The following is a 25,196-nucleotide window of genomic DNA, read 5'->3' as shown; positions in this document are numbered from 1 at the left end:
ATGAAAACGCTGACTTTCCCCCGGTTAAACCTGCTTCGCAAAGCCGCCTCCGTTTTGCTGCTGGGACTGGCAAGTATCCTGCTCAGCGCCTGCGGTGGTGAGTCCACAGAGGCGCTGCCAAACACCACGTCCAACTCAGGCGGGGTGAACTACAACGGGCCAGCGCCTGCCACCAACGATGTGCAAGACTTCAAAGTTAACGTCTGGGACAAGCTGGTACAGGACAATCGATGCGGTTCTTGCCACGGCGCAGGCGACCAGTCCCCAACCTTTGTTGATGCGCTCAACATCAACAGTGCCTATACCCAAGCCAACACGGTTGTGGATCTCACCGCACCGTCTCAATCTCTTATGGTGACCAAAGTAGCCGGAGGCCATAACTGTTGGGCAGCCAGTGATGCGGTCTGTGCGGATATTATCACCACCTATATTGCCAAGTGGGCTGACGGTGCAGAGGGCTCTGTGAAAACGGTCGAACTGCAAGCGCCTGAACTCAAATCACCGGGGTCCACCATTGCTTTCCCGGAAGACAACAACGCCTTTCAAACGACTGTTTATCCAGTGCTACAAACATACTGTTCCGAATGTCACGGCGACGGCGGCCAAACACCTTATATTGCCAGCGACAACCTTGATATCGCCTATCAGCAATCCAAAAGCAGAATAGACCTGAACACCCCGGCGAACTCCCGCTTTGTTGTGCGCCTGAAACGGGACTTCCACAACTGTTGGGCGAATGGGGGCGAGACGGATTGCGTTTGGTCTGCCGCCATGATGCAAGTGGCTATTGAGCAGTTCGCCGAGCCATTATCCCCCGAACCGGTGGACCCTACACTGGTGGCCAGCAAGGCGCTGGTGCTGGATGCCGATGGCCTTCTCGCCAATTCCGGCGGGCGCTTTGAAGACAATATTATCGCGCTGTACGAGTTCAAAGCCGGCCAGGGCCAGATCGCCTACGACACCAGCGGCGTTTCTACACCAGTGGACCTGACACTCAGCGGAAACGTGGACTGGGTGCTCGGCTGGGGCATTAACATTGGCCCCGAAGTTAAGCCGGAAACCGGCCCTCTAACCCCCGCTGGCAAAGCCCAAGGCTCTACCGCCAGCAGCAGCAAACTGCATGCTTTATTGACTGGTTCCGGGGAATACGCCATCGAAGCCTGGGTCGCACCGGGCAACATTACCCAGGAAGACGCCAGAATCATCACCTATTCCGGCTCTTCCACTGCCCGAAACGTCACACTTAGCCAGACCCTGCAGCGCTATGAAGTGCTCCACCGCACCACCACCAGTGATGAGAATATCCCCTTCGCAACACAGGATGGAGACAAGCTCCTGCAAGCAACGTTGCAACACGTGGTGATTAACTACAGCGCGGGCACAGGGCGACAAATATTTGTTAACGGCGAACACTCCGGCGATCTGGACCCGGACGACCCGGGCCTGTTTTCCGATTGGGATGACAGTTTCGCCCTGGTACTGGGCAATGAAACCGATGGCCGATCCCCCTGGCAGGGAGCCATTCGTATGGTCGCCTTCCACAACCGGGCGCTGACACCGGAACAGGTCAAGGCCAACTTCAATGTAGGCGTGGGCCAGAAGTTCTATCTGCTGTTCGGCGTTTCTCACCTGATCGATGTGCCAGAAAGCTTTATCGTTTTTGATGTGAGCGTATTCGACAACTACAGCTATCGCTTCACCGAGCCCTTCTTTATCAGTCTTGATGAAACCGTTGAGCCATCGGGCATTCCACTCAAGGGCATGCGCCTGGGTATAAATGGTAAAGAGGCAACGGTGGGCCAGGCCTGGGCCAACCTTGATGTGACTCTGGATAGCGGCTCCTATGAGCCAGGCAAGGGCCAGCCATTATCACGCCTGGGTACCATCATCGCTCTTGAGAACGGCCCTGAAAGCGACGAATTCTTCCTGACCTTTGACCAGCTTGGCAGCAGTACCTTCTCACGGTCTGAGCCGCCAATACCGGGAACCGTGGCACCGCCAATCTTGGATCCTTCATCCGACATAGGTTTGAAAACCTTTGATGAAATCAATGAGTCAATGGCTCGTATGACAGGCATTCCAGGCACAACCCCGGCGATTGCAAATACCTTCAACACCGTGAAGCAGCAATTGCCCACGGTGGAGAACATCAAGGGCTTTCTTTCCTCCCACCAGATGGCCATTACCCAGGTGGCGATTCAGTACTGTGATGTGCTGGTGTCTGATGCCCAAAGAAGGCAAGACTTCTTCCCGGGCTTTGATTTCTCGGCGCCTGCGGCAACTGCCTTTGATCACAGCGGCAAAAGCCTGATTACCGGGCCTTTGTTAGCCCGGTTCGTGGGCGACAACCTGAGTTCCCAGCCCAGTACTGCGACCATTCAAACTGAAGTGGGCGGCCTGATAGACCAGCTCGCCCTGTGTGGTGGCGACGCTTGCCCGGCTGACCGCACCGAAACCATTGTTAAAGCAAGTTGTGCCGCTGTGCTTGGCAGCGCCACCACCCTGGTTCAGTAGAGGACTACGCTCATGTTTATACGCAAACCCCTTAAACGGCCTCTGGCCAATGGTGAGCCCCTCTTCCATAACGACCACGGGCGACCGAGGACTCGCAGGGAGTTCATTGCCCAGGGCTTCAGGGCCGGCACTGCAACGGTTGTTGGCACTTCAATGCTGGGTCTGCTCGCTAACCCCAGATTGGCTGCTGCAGAGCTGTCTGACAAAATCAAAGCTGAATGTGGAATTGGCATTGAAGGTGCCGGGAAAATCCCATTTATCTGTTTTGACCTGGCCGGCGGCGCCAGCATTGCTGGTTCCAACGTGTTAATGGGCAAATCCGGTGGGCAAATGGATTTTCTCAGTACGGCAGGCTACAGCAAGCTTGGTGTGCCCGGCGACATGCTTCCGAACGATCCCACGTTTGTGAATACCGAGCTGGGGCTGGCATTTCACTCGGATAGTGGTTTTTTGAGAGGCATTCAACAAAGCACCAGCATGGCGACCCGCATGCTGACTAACGGTGCAATCATTGCGGCACGTTCGGAAAACGACACCGGCAACAACCCCCACAACCCCATGTACGGCATCCACAAGGCTGGTGCCAACGGCTCCCTGCTCTCCCTGATTGGCTCGCAAAGCACCGAATCGGGGGGTAATTCCATGGCGCCCATGAACCTCATTAACCCGGAAGTGCGCCCCACCAAAATCGATCGGCCTTCGGACGCAGTCGGTCTGGTGGATGTTGGCAATCTGACCTCAATATTGAATCAAGCCGATGCGGTGTCTGTAATGGAAGCCGTTCAACGTATCAGTGACGCAAAAATGAACAGCGTCAGCACCGGCCTCAGCAGCAGCGCCGAGGAGGACATCCGAAAACTGGTACGGTGCGGTTATGCCAAAAGCGCCGATATTATTGATACCTACGGCGACCCGGCCATTCTTGACCCGGCTAAAGACGAAGAGATTGTCGGAAGTAAGGGAATTTTTACCGAGGCGGAGTTCAATGCCAATCGGGAATTCCGAAAGACCGCATCTGTCATGAAGCTGGCGGTAAACGGATACGCGGGTGCTGGTACTATCACCATGGGTGGCTATGACTATCACACAGGCGAACGGGCAACCGGCGAGCGCCGGGATCTACTGGCTGGCCGCTGCATGGGCGCCTGCCTGGAGTACGCTGCGAGAATGAATAAACCGTTGATGCTGTACGTATTCAGCGACGGCTCGGTATCCAGTAATGGCACCCTGGACGACTCAGAAGATGGCAGAGGCAAAGGTGTGTGGACCGGAGATAACCAACAGACCGCTGCGTCATTTTTCCTGGTTTACAACCCAAACGGACAACCGCAAGCAATCCGTAACCAGATTGGCTTCATGCGGGGCGATGCATCTGTGGAAACAGCTTCCAGCCCGGCTGCAAACAACGTAAACCAATTAGTGCAGACTGTTTTGTTGAACTACATGGCACTGAATGGTGATGAAGGGCTCTTCGATGATACGTTCAAGGGTCATGGGCTCGGCAATACTGCCAGCAAGGACAGACTGATGGCCTTTTCCAGCATAGTCTAGAAAAGGAGCAACTCCGCTAGCCCCTTTAAGCACAACTATAACACTTGCGCCCCCGGCATCCCCTTCACGATTCCGGGGGTGCCAACCCCTCCGTAAAGTGCATCATCCGCTGATCATCAATAATGATCGCATCAATATCCGGCAGTTTCTCGATCATTTCCAGCCCCTTCTCCGGGCCGAGCACGAAAACGGCGGTGGATAAACCATCAGTTGTCAGCGCATCGCTGCCAATAATGGTCACACTCTGCACTCCCCGCACAGATTTCCCGGTGCCAGGGGAAAGTATGTGGTGCACTCGTTCACCCTGGTCATCAATAAAGAACCGCTCATAATCGCCGGATGTTGAAATGGCGAGATCGGTAAGGGGCAACATCACCACATTTCGGGTCTTTGAACGAGGGTCACGAACACCCACAAGCCAGGGCCGCCCCCGCCTGTCGCCCAACAGACGCAAATCACCTCCCGCACTGAGCCGGGCATGGCTTACACCTGCCGCTTTCAAGAGTTCGATACCCAGATCGACCGCATACCCTTTGGCAATGCCGCCCAGATCTATCAATAAACCTTGCTGGCGAAAGAAGACTGTTTGCGCCCTATCATCCAGAACAATGTCCTGAAAATTGATATGGCCAAGCCTGGATTGAATTTCTTCAGCGGAGGGCTGTTGCCGCTCCCGGTAGTCGTAGAGGTAGCCAACAGACCCGAAACTGATATCAAAGGCTCCCTCACTGAGAACCGCCACCTCCTCGGCTTTTTTAAGCACCTGATAAAGCCCGGAGCTAACATGTACGGGGCCGTTCGCTGCCAACTGGTTAAGGCCGGAGAGTTCAGAGTCCTCTCTGTAACGGCTCATATCCGTGTCTACCTGGTGAAACACCGCCAGCACGCTTTCCGCAATGTTGTCAGCAGCGCGTTTATCCGTTGCCCAGAATTCAAGCTCCACCGGTGTGGTCATGGCGGTATCGGTATACTGAAACCAGTCGGCCTGAGCCACCGAAGGCAACAGCACGAAAAACAGGAGAAACACAGAAGGATTCAAGCCGATAAACCGGCAGATAGTGAAGGCATTACAACGATTTTGATGCATCAACGGTCAGATAACCCTTGCTCGCGAGTAAGTACCGCCTGTTTACGCTTAACGCCCCAGCGATAGCCGGAGAGACTGCCGTCGCCACGCAGCACGCGATGGCATGGCACAACGACGGCTAGCGGATTGGCCGCGCAGGCCCCTGCCACAGCTCTGGATGCCGTGGGCATTCCCATCTTGCGGGCAATGTCGCCATAACTGGAGGAGTTTCCCGAAGGTATCTCTCGCAGAGCCTGCCAGACTTTACGCTGAAAATCAGTGCCTCGGAGATCAAGCGGGACAGATGGCGGGCTTCGGCTGTCGATCAGGTAATTCATCACTTCATGAAACCAGTTCGCCCGACAGTCGGTTGAATGGGTGAGTTCAGCATGGGGGAATCGGCGGGACAGATCTTCAAGCAACTCATCGGCGGTTTCCCCCAGCAAAACAGCGCATATACCTTGGGGCGTGCATGCAACCAGAACCTCACCGAGGTAGCAGTGGCCGGTTTGCCAGAGGATGATTTCGTCCTGAGCATTCTTGGCCGTCATGAAACTCTCCTCCCCTCACGGGTTCATCCGGTATTGCGATACTCGCGAATTCACGCAGACGCATTACGGATAATGTCAGTGAGTGAACAAACGTGCAATTGTTTCTGTGAGGAGAGATAAAAGGTCTTACCGTCCGCGCTGCTGAGTACCAACGCGACCGGTAAGATTTGCTTCAAAGTGCTACTTAAAAGCACTCAAACTGCTCCGGGCTCAGCTCTCGCGAGCATCTTCCCAGGTTTTGACCAGCTCGTCATAAGGTACGGTTTGGCCCTGCACCTTTTCATTGGCCAGCTTGGGCTTGGGTGCGCCCGGCTGGTCGAACCAGTACTGAGGATCACGGGGTTCGTTAAGCTTCGGAGCGCAGGTGGCCAGAACGTTAGCTCGCTGAAGCCGCTCCATAACTCTGTCCTGAGCCTTGGCCAAACCATCCAGCGCCTCTTGCGCTGTAGCTTCGCCACTGGCTGCCTGGGCAACATACTGCCACCACAGCTGAGCCATCTTCGGGTAATCAGGAATGTTAGTGCCGGTAGGCGTCCACTGAACCCGTGCCGGGCTGCGGTAAAATTCAACCAGACCACCCAGTTTGGGTGCCATTTCCGTCATAACGTCCGAGTTGATATCGGAATCGCGAATCGGGGTCAGGCCTGCAACAAGCTTCTCGAGAGACACAGTTTTCGACACGGTAAACTGTGCGTACAGCCATGCTGCCAAGCGGCGCTTTTCAGGAGTTGAGTTCAGGAATGTCCAGGAACCAACGTCCTGATAGCCCAGTTTCATACCTTCTTCCCAGTATGGGCCACGTGGTGAGGGTGCCATGCGCCACTTGGGTAAACCTTCCTCGTTTACAACTGGCAACCCCTCTTCGATCATGCTGGCAGTAAAAGCTGTGTACCAGAAAATCTGCTGAGCTACATTGCCTTGCGCAGGCACAGGGCCAGACTCTGAGAAGGTCATCCCTGTGGCCTCTGGTGGCGCATATTTGCCCATCCAGTCAACGTACTTCTCTGTCGCATATACAGCAGCCGGGCTGTTGGTAGCACCACCACGGGAGACATCAGAACCAACGGGGTGGCAATCCTCTACCCGAACGCCCCACTCATCTACTGGTAAACCGTTAGGCAGGCCTTTGTCGCCCGCACCAGCCATGGAGAACCAGGCATCGGTGAAGCGCCACCCCAGAGAGGGGTCCTTCTTGCCGTAGTCCATGTGGCCGTATACTTTTTTGCCGTCTATCTCTTTAACGTGTACCGAGAAGAACTCGGCAATGTCTTCGTAGGCCGACCAGTTAACCGGAACGCCCAGGTCATAGCCGTATATATCCTTGAACTGCTTTTTCAGATCGTCACGCTCAAACCAGTCAGCGCGGAACCAATACAGGTTGGCAAACTGCTGAGTTGGCAATTGATACAACTTGCCATCAGGCCCGGTGGTGAAATCGAGGCCGATGAAATCATCCAGATCCAGAGTTGGCAGGGTAAGGTCTTTGCCCTCTCCATTCATAATATCTTCAACCGCCACAACCTTGCCGTACCTTACGTGGGTGCCGATCAAATCCGAGTCGTTCACGTAGCCGTCGTAGATGTTGCGCCCGGACTGCATCTGGGTTTGCAACTTCTCGATGACATCCCCTTCCTGGATCAGGGTATGGGTAAGATTGATGCCAGTGATGTCACTGAAGGCCTTGGCCAACACGCTGGATTCGTATTCGTGGGTCGCGATGGTTTCAGAAACGACGTTAATCTGCATACCACGGAATGGTTCAGCAGCTTTGATGAACCATGCCATCTCTTTCAACTGCTGCTCTTTTGTGAGGGTCGACCGCTTGAACGAGTCGTTTACCCACTTTTCAGCCGCATCGGAGTACTGGTCAGCACTAACCTGCAAGCTCAAGCCCATACTGACAGCACCGATCGCAGCGCTGAGCAGAAGAGTTCTGGGATATTTGTTGTTTTTGAACATGCCCAACCTCATTTTCCTTATTGTGGATTGAGCGAAGTACAGCTTCGCTCTGCTTTGGCTTGTTACAGCACTTGGAACATCTTTTTCCCTTTCGAAAAACATTCAGTGATCGGTTTCGATCATTGCTTGAAAAATAGTTCGGTATCGAATTCTTTACAACCATTCCAGTGAGTTTATTCCACTGCTTACGGCTACCCCCAGCGCAGCAGAACCAAAAGCCATGCAACCGAGACCGCCAGCGCAATCCATAGCGTGATGTCACTGACCGCAAGAAAGGTAAGATGTATATAGGCCGCCGAAAGCAAACCAATAAACAACCTGTCTCCACGGGTAGTTTCTATGGGCAGGAAACCTTTGCGCTCAGTGCAGGGAGATACAATTTCGTATACGGTCATTACCGCAAGGATCATTGCAATAACGGCAAAAAACACCATGACCGTTGGGGTCCAATTCATCCAGGCAATCATCTGAACTCTCCTTATACTCGACCCAGTGCGAAGCCTTTGGTCACATGGTTGCGAACGAACCAGATAACCAACAAACCCGGGATTATTGTTAAAACGCCGGCAGCGGCCAACACACCCCAATCAATACCACTCGCCCCTATGGTACGAGTCATGATTGCGCCAATGGGCTGAGCATCCACAGAGGTAAGGGTTCTGGCCAGAAGCAGCTCAACCCAGGAAAACATGAAGGCGAAGAAAGCAGTCACACCGATACCCGAGCGAATCATTGGCAAAAACACTTTGATAAAAAATCTCGGGAAGCTGTAGCCATCAATATAGGCCATCTCATCGTACTCGCGAGGAACACCCTTCATAAACCCTTCGAGAATCCACACCGCCAGCGGCACGTTGAACAAGCAGTGCGCCAAGGCCACTGCAATGTGGGTATCAAACAGGCCAATCGACGAATAGAGCTGAAAGAAAGGCAGCAGGAATACCGCCGGCGGCGCCATCCGGTTACTGAGCAGCCAGAAGAACAGATGCTTGTCCCCCAGGAACTTGTAACGGCTGAAGGCATAGGCCGCAGGCAAAGCCACCAGCAAGGTAATGACCACGTTGATCGATACATAGGCCATGGAATTGAGGTAGCCGTTATACCAACTGGGATCAGTGAAGATCACAGCGTAATTATCAAAGGTGAAATTCTGCGGCCACAGCGTGAGGCCACCCAGAATCTCCCGGTTGGTTTTGAACGACATGTTCAGCAGCCAGTAAACCGGCGTAAGAAGGAGCAGGATGTAAACGACAATCCCGATGTTTTTGAAACCTGTTTGCCTCATCACACTCTCCTTATTTTTCTTTATCGGCGTGAGTAATGGCTGTGAAGAACAACCAGGAGATCAGCAATACGATCAGGAAGTAGATCAATGAGAAAGCCGCTGCACGCCCAAGATCAAACTGCCCTATTGCCATGGTGGTCAGGGTCTGACTCAGGAAGGTTGTGGAGCTCCCCGGCCCGCCGCCCGTGAGAACGAACGGCTCAATGTAAATCATGAAGCTGTCCATAAAACGCAAAAGCACGGCAATAATCAGGACGCTTTTCAAACGTGGAAGCTGGATGTAACGGAACACGGCCCACTTGGAAGCACGGTCAATTTCTGCCGCCTGATAGAAGGCCTCCGGTATGGCGCGCAAGCCTGAGTAACAGAGTAAAGCGACCAGGGGTGTCCAGTGCCATACATCCATGAGCAAAACCGTCAACCAGGCATCTACTGTATCGCCGGTGTAGTTGTAGTCGATGCCGATCTCATTGATCGCCCAGCCAAACAAACCTATATCCCCGCGGGCAAATATCTGCCAGATGGTTCCGACAACGTTCCAGGGAATCAGCAGCGGTATGGCAACCAGAATCAGACAAAGTGAACCCTTGATGCCAGATTTGGGCATCATCAGGGCAACGCCAATGCCAAGGGGAATCTGAATCAGCAGCACAGCTCCGGAGAATGCAAACTGTCGGATTAACGAAGCCTGCAATCGCTCATCTGTTAATACTTCTTTGAACCATTCGGTCCCTACATAGTAGGCTTGGCCAGGCCCGAAAATATCCTGAACCGAGTAGTTCACCACCGTCATCAGTGGTATGAGTGCCGAAAAGGCTACGAGAAGGAAAACCGGCAGGACGAGCCACCAGGCTCTGTTATCGGGGATCTTGTCCATCACTGTTGCTCCTGTACCAGGTATTCATCTGCATAAAGCATCAGCCACTGCCCAGGGAACAGAAGATTTACCTGGCTGCCAATGCTGGCATTAAACTCTTCATCCTGTCGTACCTTCATCGTTTGATCGCCAAGCTGCACCGTCACAATTTTATAGGTGCCCAAGTCCTCCACATCCCGGACTTCCGCTTCATAGGTGTCGTCAGATTTTGCGGGAACAATCTCAATAAACTCCGGCCGAATGCCAATTTTTATATTGTTGGACTTCATATCGACAAGGCGATCCAGCTGCCAAGGCGCTAACCGAATCTCAACAGACCCGAACCGCACAGCGCCCTGGCATTTTTCCACCTCGACAATGTTCATGCCCGGGCTGCCGATGAAATAACCGACAAACGTATGGTTAGGCGCTTCAAACAGCTCTGTGGGCGTACCGAACTGAACCACCTGCCCGTCGTACATCACGGCAATTTTGTCGGCAAAGGTAGAGGCTTCAAGCTGATCATGGGTGACATACACCATGGTGATATCGAACTGCTCGTGAATCTGTTTGAGCTTCCTGCGCAATTTCCATTTGAGCTGGGGATCGATCACGGTCAAAGGCTCATCAAACAGAATTGCAGACACATCTTCCCGCACCAAACCGCGCCCCATGGACACCTTCTGTTTTTCGTCGGCGGTCAGGTTCCTGGCCTTTTTATCGAGCTTGTCCTCAATCTCAAGAACTTCGGCAATCTCCTGCACCCGCGTCTTGATCTTGGCAGCCGGCACCTTGTTGTTCTTGAGCGGGAAAGCCAGGTTTTCGTATACAGTCATGGAATCGTAGACCACCGGAAACTGGAACACCTGTGCAATATTCCTGTCGCGGGGCGATAGTTCGTTAACGCGTTTACCATCAAACAGCACCTCCCCTTCGGAAGGCTGAACCAAGCCGGAAATAATGTTCAGCATGGTGCTTTTGCCACAGCCCGAAGGCCCAAGCAGTGCGTAAGCCCCACCCTTGTGCCAAACATGATCCAACTGGCGGATGGCATAGTCATCTGGCCCTGACGGACTGGCACTGTAACTGTGGGCCAGGGATTTCAATTGAATTTCCGCCATCAGCCAGCGCCTCCTGAAATTCGGGATGGGGTGTGTACCAGTTGCTCATTGCCATCGAAAACAAACAGCTTGCTCATGGGCAAGTAGATCTTCAGCGGCGCACCTGTGTGGTGCTGGTGAACCCCCATCAATTGCAGCACCATCTCGAAATGGCTGTTCTCAACATGCATAAAGGTTTCAGAGCCACTGATCTCACTGAGGGCAACCTCCATGGACATTTCAAGATCATCACCAACACCGGGTGCCAAGGTGATATGGCTGGGGCGAATGCCGAACCAGTAGTCGCCAGGGGGCAGCTTTGCCAGTTCTTGAGTCAGCTCGTGGTGTGTATGCTCGTCGAAGGTCACTTCCGTATCGGTCACACGGCCACGGATAATATTCATGGGAGGTTCGCTGAATAACTGTGCCGCAAGGGTATTAACCGGAGCACGGTAAACATCCATCACCGGGCCATTCTGAACCACTCGGCCCTCGTGTAGCAGGGTTGTTGTGCCACCAAGAGCAAGCGCCTCATTCGCCTCGGTTGTTGCGTAAACGGCAATGCACTGGCGCTCACGAAACAAATCCCGCAACTCAGCCCTGAGCTCTTCCCGCAACTTGTAATCAAGGTTTACCAGAGGTTCGTCGAACAGGATCAGAGTTGCATCTTTCACCAGCGCTCGTGCCATGGCCGTGCGCTGTTGTTGACCGCCAGAAAGTTCAAGTGGGTAGCGTTTCAGCAAAGGTTCGATTTGCAGCATGGATGCTGTTTCCCGAACCCGACGATCAATCTCGGGCGGGGGCATTTTGGCCAAGCGTAGAGGTGACGCAATATTTTCGTAAACGCTAAGCGTGGGATAGTTTATGAACTGCTGATAAATCATCGAAATGTTACGGCGCTGCACGCTTTGGCCGGTAACATCCTCACCGTTATATAACACACGGCCTTCCGTCGGCTTATCAAGGCCGGCCATCAGCCGCATCATCGAGGTTTTTCCGGCCAGCGTCCGGCCAAGCAGCACATTGAAGGAGCCTGCCTCGAATGTAAGGTTGGCATCCCGAACGTAATCGACACCGTCGACCGTGCGGGAGAGGTTCTCCAGCATTAAGGACATACAAGCTTTCCTTGTTATTCTTATAAAGCACGCCCGAACCCAAAACGAACATTCGGGCATCTATTTTCGACGTTATTAATCCGAATCCTATACCAGTTTTTTAAAAAATTACACCATAAAAGAATCAAACACCTGTTTTTACTGAAAATTTATTTTCTACTCTCGGTTTCATATGCGAAAACACAAATGTTCGGTTAGAAATATTTCAGAGTTTCTGCACTGCATGTATCCACCCTTCATACAACTGGTCGCGCTTTTGCTTCGTCATGATGGGCTCAAAGCTACGGTCACACCGCCAAAGATCCGAGAGTTCATCGAGCGATTCGTACACACCTGCCTTAAGACCTGCGAGATATGCCACACCCAAAGCCGTTGTTTCTACTACAGACGGCCTGTCGACTCGCGCACCCAGAATGTCTGCCAGGAACTGAAGCACCCAATTATTTGAAACCATGCCGCCATCCACCCGTAAGGTGATCGGGCGCATACCGTCTTTTTCCATGGCCTTTTGCAAGTCTTTGGTTTGGTAACACACCGACTGCAGCCCAGCAGTTACGATTTCCTTGATGCCTGTATCCCGGGTCAGCCCGAAAATAGCCCCTCGTGCGTTTGGATCCCAGTAAGGGGCGCCCAGGCCCGTAAACGCAGGCACAAGGTAAACCCCATGATCTATTGGTGTGCCCTTCGCCAACGGTTCTGTATCGCAGGCGTTTTCAATCAGTTGCAGACCATCCCGCAACCACTGAATCGCAGCCCCGGCCACAAAAATACTCCCTTCCATGGCATAGGTGGGTTTGCCGTCAAGCCGATAAGCAACCGTTGTTAACAGCCGGTGTTCGGATGTCAGCGCTTTCTCACCTGTGTTAAGCATCAAAAAACACCCGGTACCGTAGGTGCTTTTTGCCATTCCCACATCAAAGCAGGTTTGGCCAAACAACGCTGCCTGCTGATCCCCCGCCACACCCAGTACGGATACACCGTTAAGTTCACCAACTTCTGTGATTTCGCCAAAATCGTCTGACGAATCCAGAACCTCCGGCAGCAGGGATTCCGGTATGTCAAACAACTCCAGCAGATCTGGGTCCCACTGCTGGGTATGAATATTGAACAGCAGGGTACGGCTTGCGTTGGTGGCGTCGGTTTTGTGCACCCGGCCGCCCGTCAGCCGCCAAAGCAGGAAAGTGTCCACTGTCCCAAAAGCCAGGTCTCCGCGATCTGCGCGTTCGCGGGCGCCCGGAACATTCTCGAGAATCCAGCGGATTTTGGTGGCTGAAAAATAGGGATCGATGAGCAGACCGGTTTTACTGTGAACCCCGGGCTCCCGACTCTCGCTTTTGAGGGTTTTGCAATAAGCCGCTGTTCGCCGGTCTTGCCATACAATTGCGTTATAAACCGGCTTACCTGTTTTCCTGTCCCACACAATGGTGGTTTCCCGTTGATTGGTGATGCCCACAGCAATCACCTGATCATCGCCTCCACATTCTTCTGCCATCACCCCACTGCACGTCTCGGTGACGGTTGACCAGATATCTTCCGGATCGTGTTCAACCCAACCGCTCTCAGGAAAGTGTTGGGGAAACTCCTGCTGGCGAACCGCTTGGATATTACCTTTCAGATCGAAAAGTATGGCCCGGGAACTGGTGGTTCCCTGGTCAATGGATAGCAGGTACTGGCTCATTGTAATTTCGTCCTCGTGTTCTTATTTGTTCGCATGTTTACTTTTTTGAACGTGAATGCCAAGGGTTTTCGAAAAAATCACCCCATACAGAACAGATAAGTGACTCTAAATGCTGCATAAATCAGCTAAAAAGACTAAACTTTATTCTAGCAGAGTTTAAAACTGCTCCTTATTTCGGATAAGAACAAACACAGGGTGGAGGTTATTTGAATGGCACAGCGGCGGCGACAGGATCTGATTTTAGAGCTGATCCAACAGAATGGCTTTGTAACCACCGAGCAGCTGGTAGACCAATTCAAGGTAACCCCCCAAACCATCCGCAGGGATCTGAACGACCTCGCCAAAGAGAACAAGCTTCGCCGGCATCACGGTGGCGCCGGCATCGATTCCAGCACAATCAACACCGCCTACCAGGCCAGAAAGATCATGGATCTGGAAGCCAAGGAGCGCATTGCCGAGGCCATGGTGGCGCTTATCCCTGACAACTCTTCCATGTTTATCAACATTGGCACCACTACGGAAACCATCGCCAAAGCCCTGCTGCAAAAAAACAACTTGCGCATTGTGACCAACAACCTGCACGTAGCCTCCATCCTCTCGGCGAAAGAGGACTTCCATGTGATTATTGCAGGAGGAGAGGTCAGAAGCCGCGATGGCGGCATTGTTGGCGAAGCCACTCGCGACTTTATCAATCAGTTCAAAATGGACTTTGGCATCATTGGCATCAGCGGCATCCACAACGACGGCTCCCTGCTGGACTTTGACTATCGGGAAGTTCGCGTAGCCCAGGCCATTATTGAGAATTCCAACCAGGTATTACTTGCTGCAGACAATTCCAAGTTTGGCCGCAATGCGATGGTCAGGCTAGGCAACATAGCCCAGGCGGACCATGTATTTACCGACCAGAAACCACCCGCCGAAATCTCCAGAATTCTGAAAGAGAACAGCATCAAGCTCCATGTAGTCTGAAATCTTCGTTTATTTTCGATCTTTTCCTTTACGAACACCAAACTCTTTCGCATACTGTTCCTATAACATATTTGGCTGCGGCAACCTTCGCTTAACAAAACAGGCATGTACCGTGGCGTCAGGAGATGAATAACGATGGCTATGGGGAATGAGCAGTATGACGTTGTTGTGGTTGGCGGCGGCGTCAACGGAACCGGAATTGCGATGGACGCAGCCGGGCGCAACCTCAAAGTACTGCTCTGTGAAATGAACGACCTGGCATCCGCAACCTCTTCCAACAGCAGCAAGCTTATACACGGCGGGCTGCGCTATCTTGAGCATTATGAGTTCCGGCTTGTGCAAAAGGCCCTGGCCGAACGGGAATCCCTGCTCAAGAACTCCCCCCACATAATGTGGCCCATGCGTTTTCGTTTGCCCCACCGCCCCCATTTGCGCCCGGCATGGATGATACGCACCGGCCTGTTTCTCTACGATCACCTGGCCAAGCGCGAACTGCTGCCGGGCTCACGCTCAATTCGATTTGATACGTCCGGGCCGCTAAAGCCGGATATTACCAAAGGCTTTGAATATTCAGATGGCTGGGTGGATGACGCCAGGCTGGTGGTATTGACAGCCAAAAAAGCCGAGCAGGCGGGCGCAACCATCCTGACCCGAACCAAATGCGTGAATGCTGTGCGTGGCGAGGCTGACTGGACAGTCACTCTTCGTGACATGGTCAGCAACCAGGAGAAAACGGTTTCCGCGAAAACTATTGTGAACGCATCCGGGCCCTGGGTAAGCAAATTGTTTGGCGAATCCCTTTCCATGCCTGCCCCCAAAGCCATTCGAATGGTGAAAGGCAGCCATATCGTTGTGCCCAAGCTTAACCAGGAAGAGGAAGCCTATATCCTGCAGAATGAAGACGAGCGCATAGTGTTCGTTATTCCCTATGAGGATCAATTCTCTCTGGTAGGCACTACCGATGTTGAGTACGAAGGCGACCCGAAGGACGCAAAGATTTCCCCGGAGGAGACTGACTATTTGCTGGACATCGTGAATGCTCATTTCACCCGCCAACTGACACCTTCCGATGTGGTTTGGTCCTACTCAGGCGTAAGGCCACTAATGGACGGCGAAGAAGAAAACGCCCAGAAAGCCTCCCGTGACTACTCCTTCGAGATTGATCAGAGCAACGGCAAGGCGCCGCTCATTTCCGTTTTTGGCGGAAAAATAACCACTTATCGCAAGCTTGCGGAGGCTGCAACGGACAAACTCTGCCATTTCTTCCCCAAAGCCGGTGGCCGTTGGACGAAAACGGCCGTGTTGCCGGGTGGCGACTTTGACAATAAGGAGAATCTGTTTGCAGAACTCCATCAAAGCTTCCCATGGCTACCTGAAAACACCCTCCGTCGGTATGTTCGCACCTATGGCACAAGCTCACGGGACATTCTTGATGGATGCAACTCTGTGGTAGACCTGGGCCAGCACTTTGCAGGAACCCTGTACGAGAAAGAGGTGCAGTACCTTGTGGAAAATGAGTGGGCCATGACCTCGGAAGACATTCTTTGGCGCCGAACCAAGCAAGGGCTTTATGCCTCTGAAGGCGATGTGCAAGCGCTTGATGACTACCTGAAAAATGCTATAGCAGTGAGGCAACCCGCTGCTGAAGCTCAGGAACCACCTCTTGCTCAAACCAGGGATTCCGGCGCAACCAAAGGTTATTGCGCGGACTAGGATGGGGCATTGGCAACACATCCGGCCAGTAATTGCACCAGTTGGTGACGTTTTCGGTAACGGACTTTTTCGCATCTGGCAGGTGCCAGGCGTGGGCGTACTGACCTATTACCAACGTAAGCCCGATATTGGATAAGCGCTCCAGCAATGCTTCGCGCCATGCCGGGGCGCATTCGGGCCGTGGCGGCAAATCACCGGACTTGCCGGTACCCGGGTAACAGAAGCCCATGGGCAGTATCGCCAGCTTTTGGTCATCGTAAAAATCTTCTCGTGAAATGCCCATCCATTGCCGCAGCCGGTCTCCACTGGGATCGTTGAACGGTAAGCCGGTTTCGTGAACACGCCTCCCCGGCGCCTGGCCCACCACAAGAATTCGGGACTCTCTGGACAACTGCACAACCGGTCGTGGCCCGAGGGGCAGTACATCCGCACAGATCGTGCACGCACGTACCCGGCGAACCAATTCATCAAAGGGCAGCTGTGCAAGGTTGTCTGTCATAGGCTTATCGTCACTCGGGCAATTGCATATAAAGCGTTTTCCCGTAACCATATAGCTCGAAATTCGCAGGGGCAAGCAGCCTTAACGCTCGTGGCGCCGCCAAAAACCAGGGATAAAACATGAACGCAAAAGCTGGCCATCTTTCCTTACCGGACATTGATGTTGAGGAATTCCGCAAGGTTGTTCGCAGCCGCCGCTCAGTAAGGCGGTTCACAGACAAACCCGTCCCGGACGCGGTTCTGGAGGATTGCCTGGAACTGGCCACCCTGGCGCCCAACTCCAGCAACCTGCAGCCCTGGGAATTCTATGTGGTCAAAACACCGGAGCTACGGAGCAAACTTGCTGAAGCCTGCCTGGGCCAGAATGCAGCAACCACGGCCCCGGTTCTGATCGCGATTGTTGCCCGGCCAGACACTTGGCGAAAGCATGCGCAACTTGCTCTGGAAGACTGGCCAAAGGACGAAAAGCTTCCCTCCATTGTGGAAAAGTACTACAAAAAGATTGCCCCTATTCACTACAATCAAGGGCCGTTCGGAGTTCTGGGGGTGGCGAAAAAGACTCTGGGGCTGGCCGTAGGCCTGGCTCGCCCGGTTCCCCGTGGGCCCTATTCCGTAAATGAAATGAAAGTTTGGGCCACCAAATCCACTGCTTTGGCGGCACAGAACCTGATGTTGGCATTACGAGCACATGGGTATGACTCCTGCCCCATGGAGGGCTTTGATGAGTGCCGCGTGCAGAAGCTACTGAAACTGCCCCGCAAAGGGCTGGTCACCATGGTTCTTGCCGCTGGTGAGCGAGCCGACAATGGTGTCTACAACCGCCAGTACCGCTTCGACCCGCAGAACCTGATTCACTACCTGTAAACTATCTGCCTGGTTCCCGCCTCCGGGATCACAGCGGCTGATTCCCGAAAATACTGGCTCCCTCTTCCGGCGTGCTGACGGCATGCCGCATCCAGCCAAACAGCTCTCTGCCAAAGCCACGCTGATAGCCGGACAAGTCTGGCCGCGCCAGCTCCCGGCTTGCAAACTCGGCTTCGTCAATATCGACTGATAACGAGCCTTTGTCTGCATCCAGACAAACCCTGTCGCCATCCTGGACCCTGGCAAGAGGACCACCCGCACTGGCTTCCGGGTACACATGAATAGCCGCTGGCACCTTGCCGGATGCGCCCGACATACGACCGTCCGTTACCAGTGCAACCTTGTAGCCCTTATCCTGCAAAACACCCAAATATGGGGTGAGTTTGTGCAATTCCGGCATGCCATTGGATTGCGGCCCCTGAAAACGCACAATGACAACACAGTCTTTATTCAGCTCACCCGCATCAAACGCGGCCTTCAATTCATTCTGGTCATTAAAAATCACGGCAGGTGCTTCAACCCTGTGGTGCTCCTGCGCAACGGCAGACACTTTGATGACACCGCGCCCCAGGTTACCCTCCAGCACTTTCAGGCCGCCATCAGGAGCAAACGGCTCGGCGGCACTGCTGAGCACATCCGGACGCAGGCTTTTGGTGGTTGCAGGCCGCCACACCAGCTTGCCGGATTCAAGCGCCGGCATTTGTGTGTAGCGTTCCAGACCATGCCCGACAACCGTTTCCACATCGTTATGCAAGAGGCCTTTATTCAACAACTCGCCAATCATGAATGGGGTACCGCCCGCTTCGTGAAATGCATTTACATCCTCCTCGCCATTGGGATAAATGCGGGTCATGGAGGGTACAACGGACGACAACTCGGCGTAATCGTTCCAATCAATGATAATCCCGGCGGCGCGGGCGATCGCTACCCAATGCAAGGTATGGTTGGTGGACCCTCCAGTTACCAACAGGGCCACCAGCGCATTCACGATACTTTTCTCATCCACCATATCGCCCAGCCCAAGCGCCCCTCCCTGTGGCCTGGATAACCGGATTACCTGCTCAGTTGCCGCTCGGGTCAACTGGTCCCGCATAGGTGTGTTCGGGTGAAAAAATGCGGCACCGGGCAGATGCAACCCCATAACTTCCACCAGCAACTGGTTGCTATTAGCCGTGCCATAGAAGGTGCAGGTACCCGGACTGTGGTAAGACTTGCTCTCGGCTTCCAGCAACTCCTCTTTGCCAACCTTGCCTTCGGCATACAGCTGCCGGATGCGCTGTTTTTCCTTGTTTGGCAGGCCGGATGGCATAGGCCCCGCTGGCACCAGAACAGTGGGCAGATACCCGAAGCTGAGGGCACCAATCAACAGGCCCGGCACAATTTTATCGCATATTCCCAGTAGCAGCGTGGCATCAAACATATTGTGACTCAGAGCCACTGCCGTGCTCATGGCGATGGTGTCCCGTGAGAACAGACTGAGCTCCATGCCGGGCTGGCCCTGCGTAACGCCATCACACATGGCCGGGGTACCACCGGCAAACTGGGCCGCAGAACCCATGCCATGGGCTGCCTCGCGAATGATATCCGGGAAGCCTGCATAAGGCTGGTGGGCAGAAAGCATATCGTTGTAGGCCGACACCATGGCCACATTGGCCTTGTTCATCAGTTTCAACGTGTCTTTGTCATCCTGGCCGCAAGCGGCAAAGCCATGGGCAAGATTGCTGCAGGAAAGCGCCCCCCGCTGCGGCGACTGAGCTGCAAGCTCATTCATCCGACCAAGATAATCCTGCCGGGAAGCGCGGCTGCGGTCGATAATTCGCTGGGTAACTGAGTGAATCGTCGGATTCATGATGGGCTCCATCTATTTGTCTGTTACTCATCAAAAGCAAATGTTAGTAATTTTACGTTCTTTTGGCGCGAACTACAGCATAGCAGTTCATAACCAACCGAAATCTTGATATATTTACTACATCACAAACAAGATTCGAGTAAACTCGAACAAAACAATGCAGAACAGGAAGCAAACTATGACAATTCGTATCGCAATCAATGGTTTTGGGCGGATTGGTCGCAATATCCTCCGCGCACTTTATGAAAACAACTACCGCGAGCGGCTTCACGTGGTCGCCATTAACGACCTGAGCGACGCGGAAACCAACGCCCACCTACTCAAGTATGACAGTGTTCACGGGCGCTTTGATGCAGACATCAGTCACGATGCCGAATCTCTCAGCGTAAATGGCGATCGGATAGCTATCACTGCTACTCGCAACCCTGAAGACTTACCCTGGGGCGATCTGAAGGTTGACCTTGTACTTGAGTGCTCCGGATTATTCACCAAGCGTAGCGAAGCTGAAGCACATATCAAAGCCGGTGCCCGCAAAGTGATTATCTCGGCACCAAGCCCGGATGCCGATGCCATGATTGTTTACGGCGTAAACCACAACACACTCTCGGCGCAGCACACTATTATTTCCAGCGCCTCCTGCACCACCAACTGCCTGGCACCGATTGCCGATGTGCTGCACAAGACCATAGGTATCGAAAGTGGTTTAATGACAACCATACACTCCTATACAAACGATCAGAACCTGAGCGATGTTTACCACTCGGACCTATACCGCTCACGCTCTGCAACCCAGTCAATGATCCCCACCAATACAGGCGCCGCAGCAGCCATAGGGCAGATTATCCCTGAGCTGGATGGAAAGCTGGACGGCCTGGCCGTGCGCGTACCAACCATCAACGTATCGTTGGTGGATTTCGGATTCATTGCAAAACGGGAAACCTCTGTTGAGGAAGTAAATGCTGCGGTAAAAACTGCTGCTGAATCAAACCCGGTACTGGGCTACAACCTTGAGAAGCTGGTGAGCATCGACTTCAATCACAATGCGCTTTCCAGTATTTTCGATGCAAATCATACCCGCGTGCTTGGCTGTCATGTAAAAGTCATGGCTTGGTACGATAATGAATGGGGATTCTCAAACCGGATGCTGGATAACGCAGTTGCACTGATGGAAGCCAGCCAATAAGCATTGTTACCCGCATCAATTCCGAAATTTACATGGGATCATACCCCAACAACCAAGGATCACTATTTATGCTCAGGCGCACCAAGATTGTCGCCACCTTAGGCCCTGCTACAGACTCTGCGGAGTCCCTGACTGCCACCATCAATGCGGGAGTCGACGTTACCCGACTCAACTTTTCCCATGGTAGCCCGGATGAACACATCGAACGTGCCCGCCGGGTGCGGGAAGCAGCGGTAGCACAGGGCCGGTTTGTTGCCGTACTGGCAGACCTTCAGGGCCCGAAACTTCGGATTGCCCGCTTCACCGACAACAAAGTCACGTTGCAAGCCGGGCAAACCTTTGTTCTGGACGCCGCCATGGATAAAGAGGCCGGCACTGAAGAACGTGTCGGCATTGACTATGAACAACTGATTAACGATGTAGAGCCGGGCGACATCCTTGTTCTGGATGATGGCCGCATCGAAATGGAAGTACAGTCTGTTGAAGACCACTGCATAACGTCCAAGGTGCTGATTGGCGGCCCACTCTCCAACAACAAAGGTCTCAATAAAAGGGGCGGCGGGCTGTCTGCTGACGCCCTGACTGAAAAAGACAAACAAGACATAGTGACAGCTGCTCGCCTTGGGGCAGACTACGTGGCCGTGTCGTTCGTGCGCACGGCGGAAGACATGCACACAGCTCGCCGGCTACTTAAAGAAGCCGGCTCAAATGCAGGCCTGGTTGCAAAGATCGAGCGGGCAGAACTGGCTCACGATGTGGAGGCACTGGATGCAGTCATCGAAGCGTCCGATGTGGTGATGGTGGCCAGAGGCGATCTGGCCGTTGAGATAGGCGATGCCGAGCTTGTGGGGGTTCAGAAACTCATTATCGCCCGCGCCCGGGTGCTGGACCGGGCGGTTATTACAGCCACCCAGATGATGGAATCCATGATTACCAATCCCATGCCCACGCGCGCGGAAGTGTCTGATGTGGCCAACGCCGTTATGGATTACACAGATGCGGTTATGCTGTCTGCGGAAACGGCCGTGGGCGACTACCCGATTGAAGCTGTCGAGGCGATGGTGCGTATCTGCATTGGTGCAGAAAAGCACCCGACAATGCACCAATCGAATCACCGTATTCACGAAAGCATGGAACAGGTGGACGAAGCCATTGCTCTGTCGGCCATGTATGCTGCAAATCACCTGAACGGGGTCACCGCCATTATCTGCATGACCGAAACGGGGGCCACACCGCGCCTGATGTCTCGCATCAAATCCAGCCTGCCCATCTTCGCCTATTCACGGCACCATTCAACGCAGCACCGGGTAGCCATGTATCGCGGCGTGCAAACCGTCCCGTTTGATTCTGCAAAGATTCCCAACGAGCACACCAACGCCCAAGCTGTGTCTGAGTTGGTCACGCTGGGTGTGGTTGACGAGGGAGACCTGGTAGTCATTACCAAGGGCGACTATGTGAACGCGCAAGGTGGTACCAATACCATGAAGATAGTGCGGGTTGGCTCGGATATCAGCTGATATCCGAGCGGCTGCCCGCAGCAATTTCTGTTATGCGGGCCCAGTCTTTCGCCGCCACCACATCGTCAGGGGTTAGCCAGCTGCCCCCTACTGTTTGCACATTGCTCAAGGCCAGGTACTGCCTGGCCGTTTCCCGACGAATACCGCCGGTAGGGCAGAAAACGGCATCCGGGAAGGGGCCGCTAAACGCTTTCAAGGCCGGCGGCCCACCTGCTACTTCGGCGGGAAAAAACTTGAACTCCCTGTACCCCAGGCCGTACCCGAGCAGCAACTCCGACGCAGTTGAAACACCGGGCAAAAGCGGCGCCTCAGACGTTAAAGCAAAATCCAGAAGCGTTTCAGTGACACCCGGCGTGACGATAAAATGTGCACCTGCTGTTTCCGCCTGACGGTACTGCGCTACACAGGTAATGGTGCCAGCGCCAATCCAAGCCTGCGGCAGGGCTTCACGCACCCGTTTGATCGCCTCAATCCCATGCTCGGTCCGTAAGGTTATTTCCATTACCTGAACCCCCCCGTCAAAGAGTGCCTGGCAAAGCGGCACTGCATCATCAGGATGGGTGATGGTTATAACGGGCATAAGCTGAGACGCTTCCAGAACAGATTTGATGCGTTCGCGGTGAAAGTCCGACACGTAGTTCATGTTCTCTCCATACGGGCTTTAGGAAGACCAAAGAAGGCTCAGGGGCTCCAGAAAATCTGAAGGCCCGATTTCAGGAATCCACGGACCGGCATGGTAAACACACCACCTGGCTCGCTTAAGGCTTTCTTCAACGTCTCCAGCTTATCCTCACCCTTCAGGTGCAGTGCGACAAAACGGGCCCTGCGCATAAAGGCATAGGTAAGCGTAATACGTGAATGCGCCTGAGACGGCGGTCTCATTGCTGCCAGCGTTTCCCGGTTTTCCGGGCTCATGGCATGGGCAAGCTCAGGGGCATCCGGGAACAGAGAAGCCGTATGGCCATCATTACCCATTCCTAAAATCAGAACATCCAGCGGGCGCGTCAACGCAGCAAGTTCGGCATTAGCCGCTGCCAAACCATCTTCCGGTGTAGCACCCGCCTGCTTCAGAGAAAAGAATCGGGCAGCCGCTGCGTTATGCTGCAACAGGCTTTCTTTCACCATCCGGGTATTACTGGCCTCATCCGTTTCTGCAACCCAGCGCTCATCCACCAGTAAAACATCCACCCTGCCCCAATCTATCTCCTTGCGGGACAAGGCCTGCAAAAATGGCAAGGGCGTGGAGCCCCCGGAAACTGCCAGGCTTGCACGCGGAGCACTATCAAGTCGATCCTTCAGGAAATCACTGACTGCATCGGCTAATTGCTGAGCAACCAGCTGAGGCGTCGTTTCAAAGCGTGCCTCTATACCTTGGGGTAAATCCAGTTCAGGCATCTTCATACCAGCTCCTTCCATCCCGTGTGATCATTGCTATGGAGGCTACCGGCCCCCAGGATCCTGCAGCATAGCGTTTTGGCGGATCACCGCCGTCATTCCAGTTTTGAACAATCCGATCAACCCAGCGCCAAGCGTGCTCCACTTCATCACGCCGAACAAACAGGTACTGATTGCCTTTCATGATTTCCCATAGCAGCCGCTCATAGGCATCGGGAATTCTCTCGGTTTCGAAGGCTTCTGAAAACGTCAGTTCGAGCGGCCCTTGCCGCAGCCGCATGCCTTTGTGAAGGCCTTGGTCCTTGGTGAGTATTTTGAGCGACATACCCTCGTCAGGCTGCAATCGGATAATCAACTTGTTATTTGCCAAATGCCTCTGATCCGGATCGAAAATATAGTGAGGAGCCGGCTTGAAGTGGATAATTATCTGGGACAACTTTTCCGGAAGGCGTTTGCCGGTGCGGATATAAAACGGCACGCCCGACCAACGCCAGTTATCGATTTCCACTTTCAACGCAACAAAGGTTTCCGTGTCACTTCGTTTATTGGCATCGTCCTCCCCCAGGTATCCCGGAACCGGCTTCCCATTACTGGCTCCCGCCGTGTATTGGCCGCGCACCACATAAGTATCCATCATATCCGGTGTCATGGTTCGCAAAGCTTTGAGCACCTTCACTTTTTCATCTCGGATACTGTCGGCAGACAAATCTGAAGGGGGGTCCATAGCAATCAGGCATAACAGCTGCAACATATGATTCTGAACCATATCGCGAATCTGACCCGCTTTATCAAAGTACCCCCAGCGGCCTTCGATGCCGACACTCTCAGCGACTGTTATTTCCACGTGGGAGATATGATTCTGGTCCCACTGTGAAGCAAACAGGTTGTTGGCGAAGCGCAGTGCGATCAGATTCTGTACGGTTTCCTTACCCAGATAGTGATCGATCCGGAACAGCTGATTCTCTTTGTAAACTTCTCCAAGCTCATCATTTATTACGCGAGACGACTCAAGGTCATGGCCAATAGGCTTCTCGACTACAACGCGGGTTTTTTCAGTGCAGCAGCTGACCGCACTAAGATTACGTGCGACAACGCCGTACATGGATGGAGGACTGGCCAGGTAAACAATAAGCTGATTGCTCTGCCCGGCACGCCAGGTGTTAAGTGCTTCAAATCCGTCCTGGTTGTTGAAATCCAGAAGTTGATACTCGACCCGCTGAAGAAATTTGTCTGCTACCGAAGGGTCGAACTCTTCGGGCTTAACGTGCTGCTCCAATCTCTTCCGTATCTGTTGGCGAACACCTTCAGTATCAAGCTCTCTGCGAGCAAGTGCCAAAATCCTGCTACCGTCTGCCAACAGACCAGCTTTCTCAAGTTGGTAAAAAGCAGGAAACAGCTTTCGCTGTGCCAGATCACCTAGGGCGCCAAACAACATAATATCGCAACGGGTCGTCATTCTATTTGCCACTAAATGCATTCCTCCGGTGAATCAGACACTGAGCACGGCCTACTATTAGCCTATATGTAGTAACT

General features: G+C 53.5%; 21 protein-coding genes. 7 read left to right on the top strand and 14 right to left on the bottom strand.

Features of this window, described 5'->3' with window-relative positions:
- Both CDH47_RS09380 and CDH47_RS09375 read left to right on the top strand, forming a co-directional pair.
- Complete coding sequence (locus CDH47_RS09380) at window positions 1-2,514, top strand: LamG domain-containing protein (protein ID WP_100639616.1); 2,514 nt, start codon at window positions 1-3, stop codon at window positions 2,512-2,514.
- A 12-nt stretch (window positions 2,515-2,526) separates the two neighbouring features.
- On the top strand, window positions 2,527-4,065 hold the full coding sequence (locus CDH47_RS09375) for a general secretion pathway protein GspF (protein ID WP_100639615.1): 1,539 nt from the start codon (window positions 2,527-2,529) through the stop codon (window positions 4,063-4,065).
- A 64-nt stretch (window positions 4,066-4,129) separates the two neighbouring features.
- Here CDH47_RS09375 and CDH47_RS09370 read toward each other — a convergent pair whose 3' ends face one another.
- The 9 genes from CDH47_RS09370 to glpK all read right to left on the bottom strand — a co-directional run bounded on the left by CDH47_RS09370 (window position 4,130) and on the right by glpK (window position 13,675).
- Window positions 4,130-5,152, bottom strand: a complete 1,023-nt coding sequence (locus tag CDH47_RS09370; protein ID WP_239985673.1) for an FAD:protein FMN transferase — start codon at window positions 5,150-5,152, stop codon at window positions 4,130-4,132.
- Entirely contained in the window at window positions 5,152-5,682 is a 531-nt protein-coding gene (locus CDH47_RS09365) for a methylated-DNA--[protein]-cysteine S-methyltransferase (protein ID WP_100639614.1), read from the bottom strand. The genes CDH47_RS09370 and CDH47_RS09365 overlap by 1 nt, the downstream gene beginning before the upstream one ends.
- A 210-nt stretch (window positions 5,683-5,892) precedes the next feature.
- Window positions 5,893-7,641, bottom strand: coding sequence for an ABC transporter substrate-binding protein (locus CDH47_RS09360; protein WP_100639613.1), 1,749 nt, complete (start codon window positions 7,639-7,641; stop codon window positions 5,893-5,895).
- A gap of 191 nt (window positions 7,642-7,832) precedes the next feature.
- Window positions 7,833-8,108, bottom strand: coding sequence for a DUF2160 domain-containing protein (locus CDH47_RS09355; protein WP_100639612.1), 276 nt, complete (start codon window positions 8,106-8,108; stop codon window positions 7,833-7,835).
- Window positions 8,109-8,119: 11 nt separating this feature from the next.
- Window positions 8,120-8,926: a carbohydrate ABC transporter permease gene (locus tag CDH47_RS09350; protein WP_100639611.1), complete on the bottom strand. Its 807-nt coding sequence runs from the start codon at window positions 8,924-8,926 to the stop codon at window positions 8,120-8,122.
- 10 nt (window positions 8,927-8,936) lie between these two features.
- The gene (locus tag CDH47_RS09345) at window positions 8,937-9,803 is read right to left on the bottom strand and encodes a carbohydrate ABC transporter permease (RefSeq protein ID WP_100639610.1); all 867 of its coding nucleotides are present in this window, start codon (window positions 9,801-9,803) and stop codon (window positions 8,937-8,939) included.
- Window positions 9,803-10,903 carry an ABC transporter ATP-binding protein gene (locus CDH47_RS09340; RefSeq protein WP_100639609.1) on the bottom strand — a complete coding sequence of 367 codons (1,101 nt, stop codon included), beginning with the start codon at window positions 10,901-10,903 and terminating at the stop codon, window positions 9,803-9,805. The genes CDH47_RS09345 and CDH47_RS09340 overlap by 1 nt, the downstream gene beginning before the upstream one ends.
- Window positions 10,903-11,997: an ABC transporter ATP-binding protein gene (locus CDH47_RS09335; RefSeq protein ID WP_100639608.1), complete on the bottom strand. Its 1,095-nt coding sequence runs from the start codon at window positions 11,995-11,997 to the stop codon at window positions 10,903-10,905. The genes CDH47_RS09340 and CDH47_RS09335 overlap by 1 nt, the downstream gene beginning before the upstream one ends.
- A gap of 205 nt (window positions 11,998-12,202) precedes the next feature.
- The gene (gene glpK, locus CDH47_RS09330; RefSeq protein ID WP_100639607.1) at window positions 12,203-13,675 is read right to left on the bottom strand and encodes a glycerol kinase GlpK; all 1,473 of its coding nucleotides are present in this window, start codon (window positions 13,673-13,675) and stop codon (window positions 12,203-12,205) included.
- Between the two features lie 210 nt (window positions 13,676-13,885).
- On the opposite strand from glpK, the gene CDH47_RS09325 reads away from it, so the two are divergent.
- Window positions 13,886-14,644, top strand: coding sequence for a DeoR/GlpR family transcriptional regulator (locus CDH47_RS09325; protein WP_100639606.1), 759 nt, complete (start codon window positions 13,886-13,888; stop codon window positions 14,642-14,644).
- Between the two features lie 135 nt (window positions 14,645-14,779).
- Entirely contained in the window at window positions 14,780-16,357 is a 1,578-nt protein-coding gene (gene glpD / locus CDH47_RS09320) for a glycerol-3-phosphate dehydrogenase (protein WP_100639605.1), read from the top strand.
- Here glpD and CDH47_RS09315 read toward each other — a convergent pair.
- Window positions 16,263-16,856: a uracil-DNA glycosylase family protein gene (locus CDH47_RS09315; RefSeq protein WP_100639604.1), complete on the bottom strand. Its 594-nt coding sequence runs from the start codon at window positions 16,854-16,856 to the stop codon at window positions 16,263-16,265. The genes glpD and CDH47_RS09315 overlap by 95 nt on opposite strands.
- A gap of 119 nt (window positions 16,857-16,975) precedes the next feature.
- Between CDH47_RS09315 and CDH47_RS09310 the strand changes: the two genes are divergently transcribed.
- The gene (locus CDH47_RS09310; protein ID WP_100639603.1) at window positions 16,976-17,719 is read left to right on the top strand and encodes a nitroreductase family protein; all 744 of its coding nucleotides are present in this window, start codon (window positions 16,976-16,978) and stop codon (window positions 17,717-17,719) included.
- A 28-nt stretch (window positions 17,720-17,747) separates the two neighbouring features.
- On the opposite strand, the gene edd is transcribed toward CDH47_RS09310, so the two are convergent.
- Window positions 17,748-19,568 (bottom strand): phosphogluconate dehydratase, encoded by a 1,821-nt coding sequence (gene edd / locus CDH47_RS09305; protein WP_100639602.1) that lies wholly within the window; start codon window positions 19,566-19,568, stop codon window positions 17,748-17,750.
- Between the two features lie 178 nt (window positions 19,569-19,746).
- Here edd and gap point away from each other — a divergent pair, with 178 nt between their 5' ends.
- Together gap and pyk are read left to right on the top strand one after the other, a co-directional pair.
- The gene (gap, locus tag CDH47_RS09300; protein ID WP_100639601.1) at window positions 19,747-20,751 is read left to right on the top strand and encodes a type I glyceraldehyde-3-phosphate dehydrogenase; all 1,005 of its coding nucleotides are present in this window, start codon (window positions 19,747-19,749) and stop codon (window positions 20,749-20,751) included.
- Between the two features lie 68 nt (window positions 20,752-20,819).
- Window positions 20,820-22,268, top strand: a complete 1,449-nt coding sequence (gene pyk / locus CDH47_RS09295) for a pyruvate kinase (protein ID WP_100639600.1) — start codon at window positions 20,820-20,822, stop codon at window positions 22,266-22,268.
- Here the strand turns inward: pyk and CDH47_RS09290 are convergent.
- Genes CDH47_RS09290 through zwf form a run of 3 tightly spaced genes read right to left on the bottom strand, consistent with a single transcriptional unit; the run spans window position 22,261 to window position 25,119 of the window.
- A complete protein-coding gene (locus tag CDH47_RS09290; RefSeq protein ID WP_100639599.1) occupies window positions 22,261-22,911 on the bottom strand; it encodes a bifunctional 4-hydroxy-2-oxoglutarate aldolase/2-dehydro-3-deoxy-phosphogluconate aldolase in 651 nt (216 codons plus the stop codon). The two genes, pyk and CDH47_RS09290, sit on opposite strands and share 8 nt — an antisense overlap.
- Before the next feature lie 38 nt (window positions 22,912-22,949).
- Complete coding sequence (pgl, locus tag CDH47_RS09285; RefSeq protein WP_338038007.1) at window positions 22,950-23,669, bottom strand: 6-phosphogluconolactonase; 720 nt, start codon at window positions 23,667-23,669, stop codon at window positions 22,950-22,952.
- Complete coding sequence (zwf, locus tag CDH47_RS09280) at window positions 23,656-25,119, bottom strand: glucose-6-phosphate dehydrogenase (protein ID WP_205077558.1); 1,464 nt, start codon at window positions 25,117-25,119, stop codon at window positions 23,656-23,658. Before zwf ends, pgl begins: the two co-directional genes overlap by 14 nt.
- Window positions 25,120-25,196: the final 77 nt, after the last annotated feature.

This window comes from Marinobacter salexigens, assembly GCF_002806945.1.
Taxonomy (GTDB): Bacteria; Pseudomonadota; Gammaproteobacteria; order Pseudomonadales; family Oleiphilaceae; genus Marinobacter; species Marinobacter salexigens.
The sequence above is the reverse complement of the archived record's forward strand: the minus strand, read 5'-3'. Positions and strand labels throughout refer to the sequence as shown.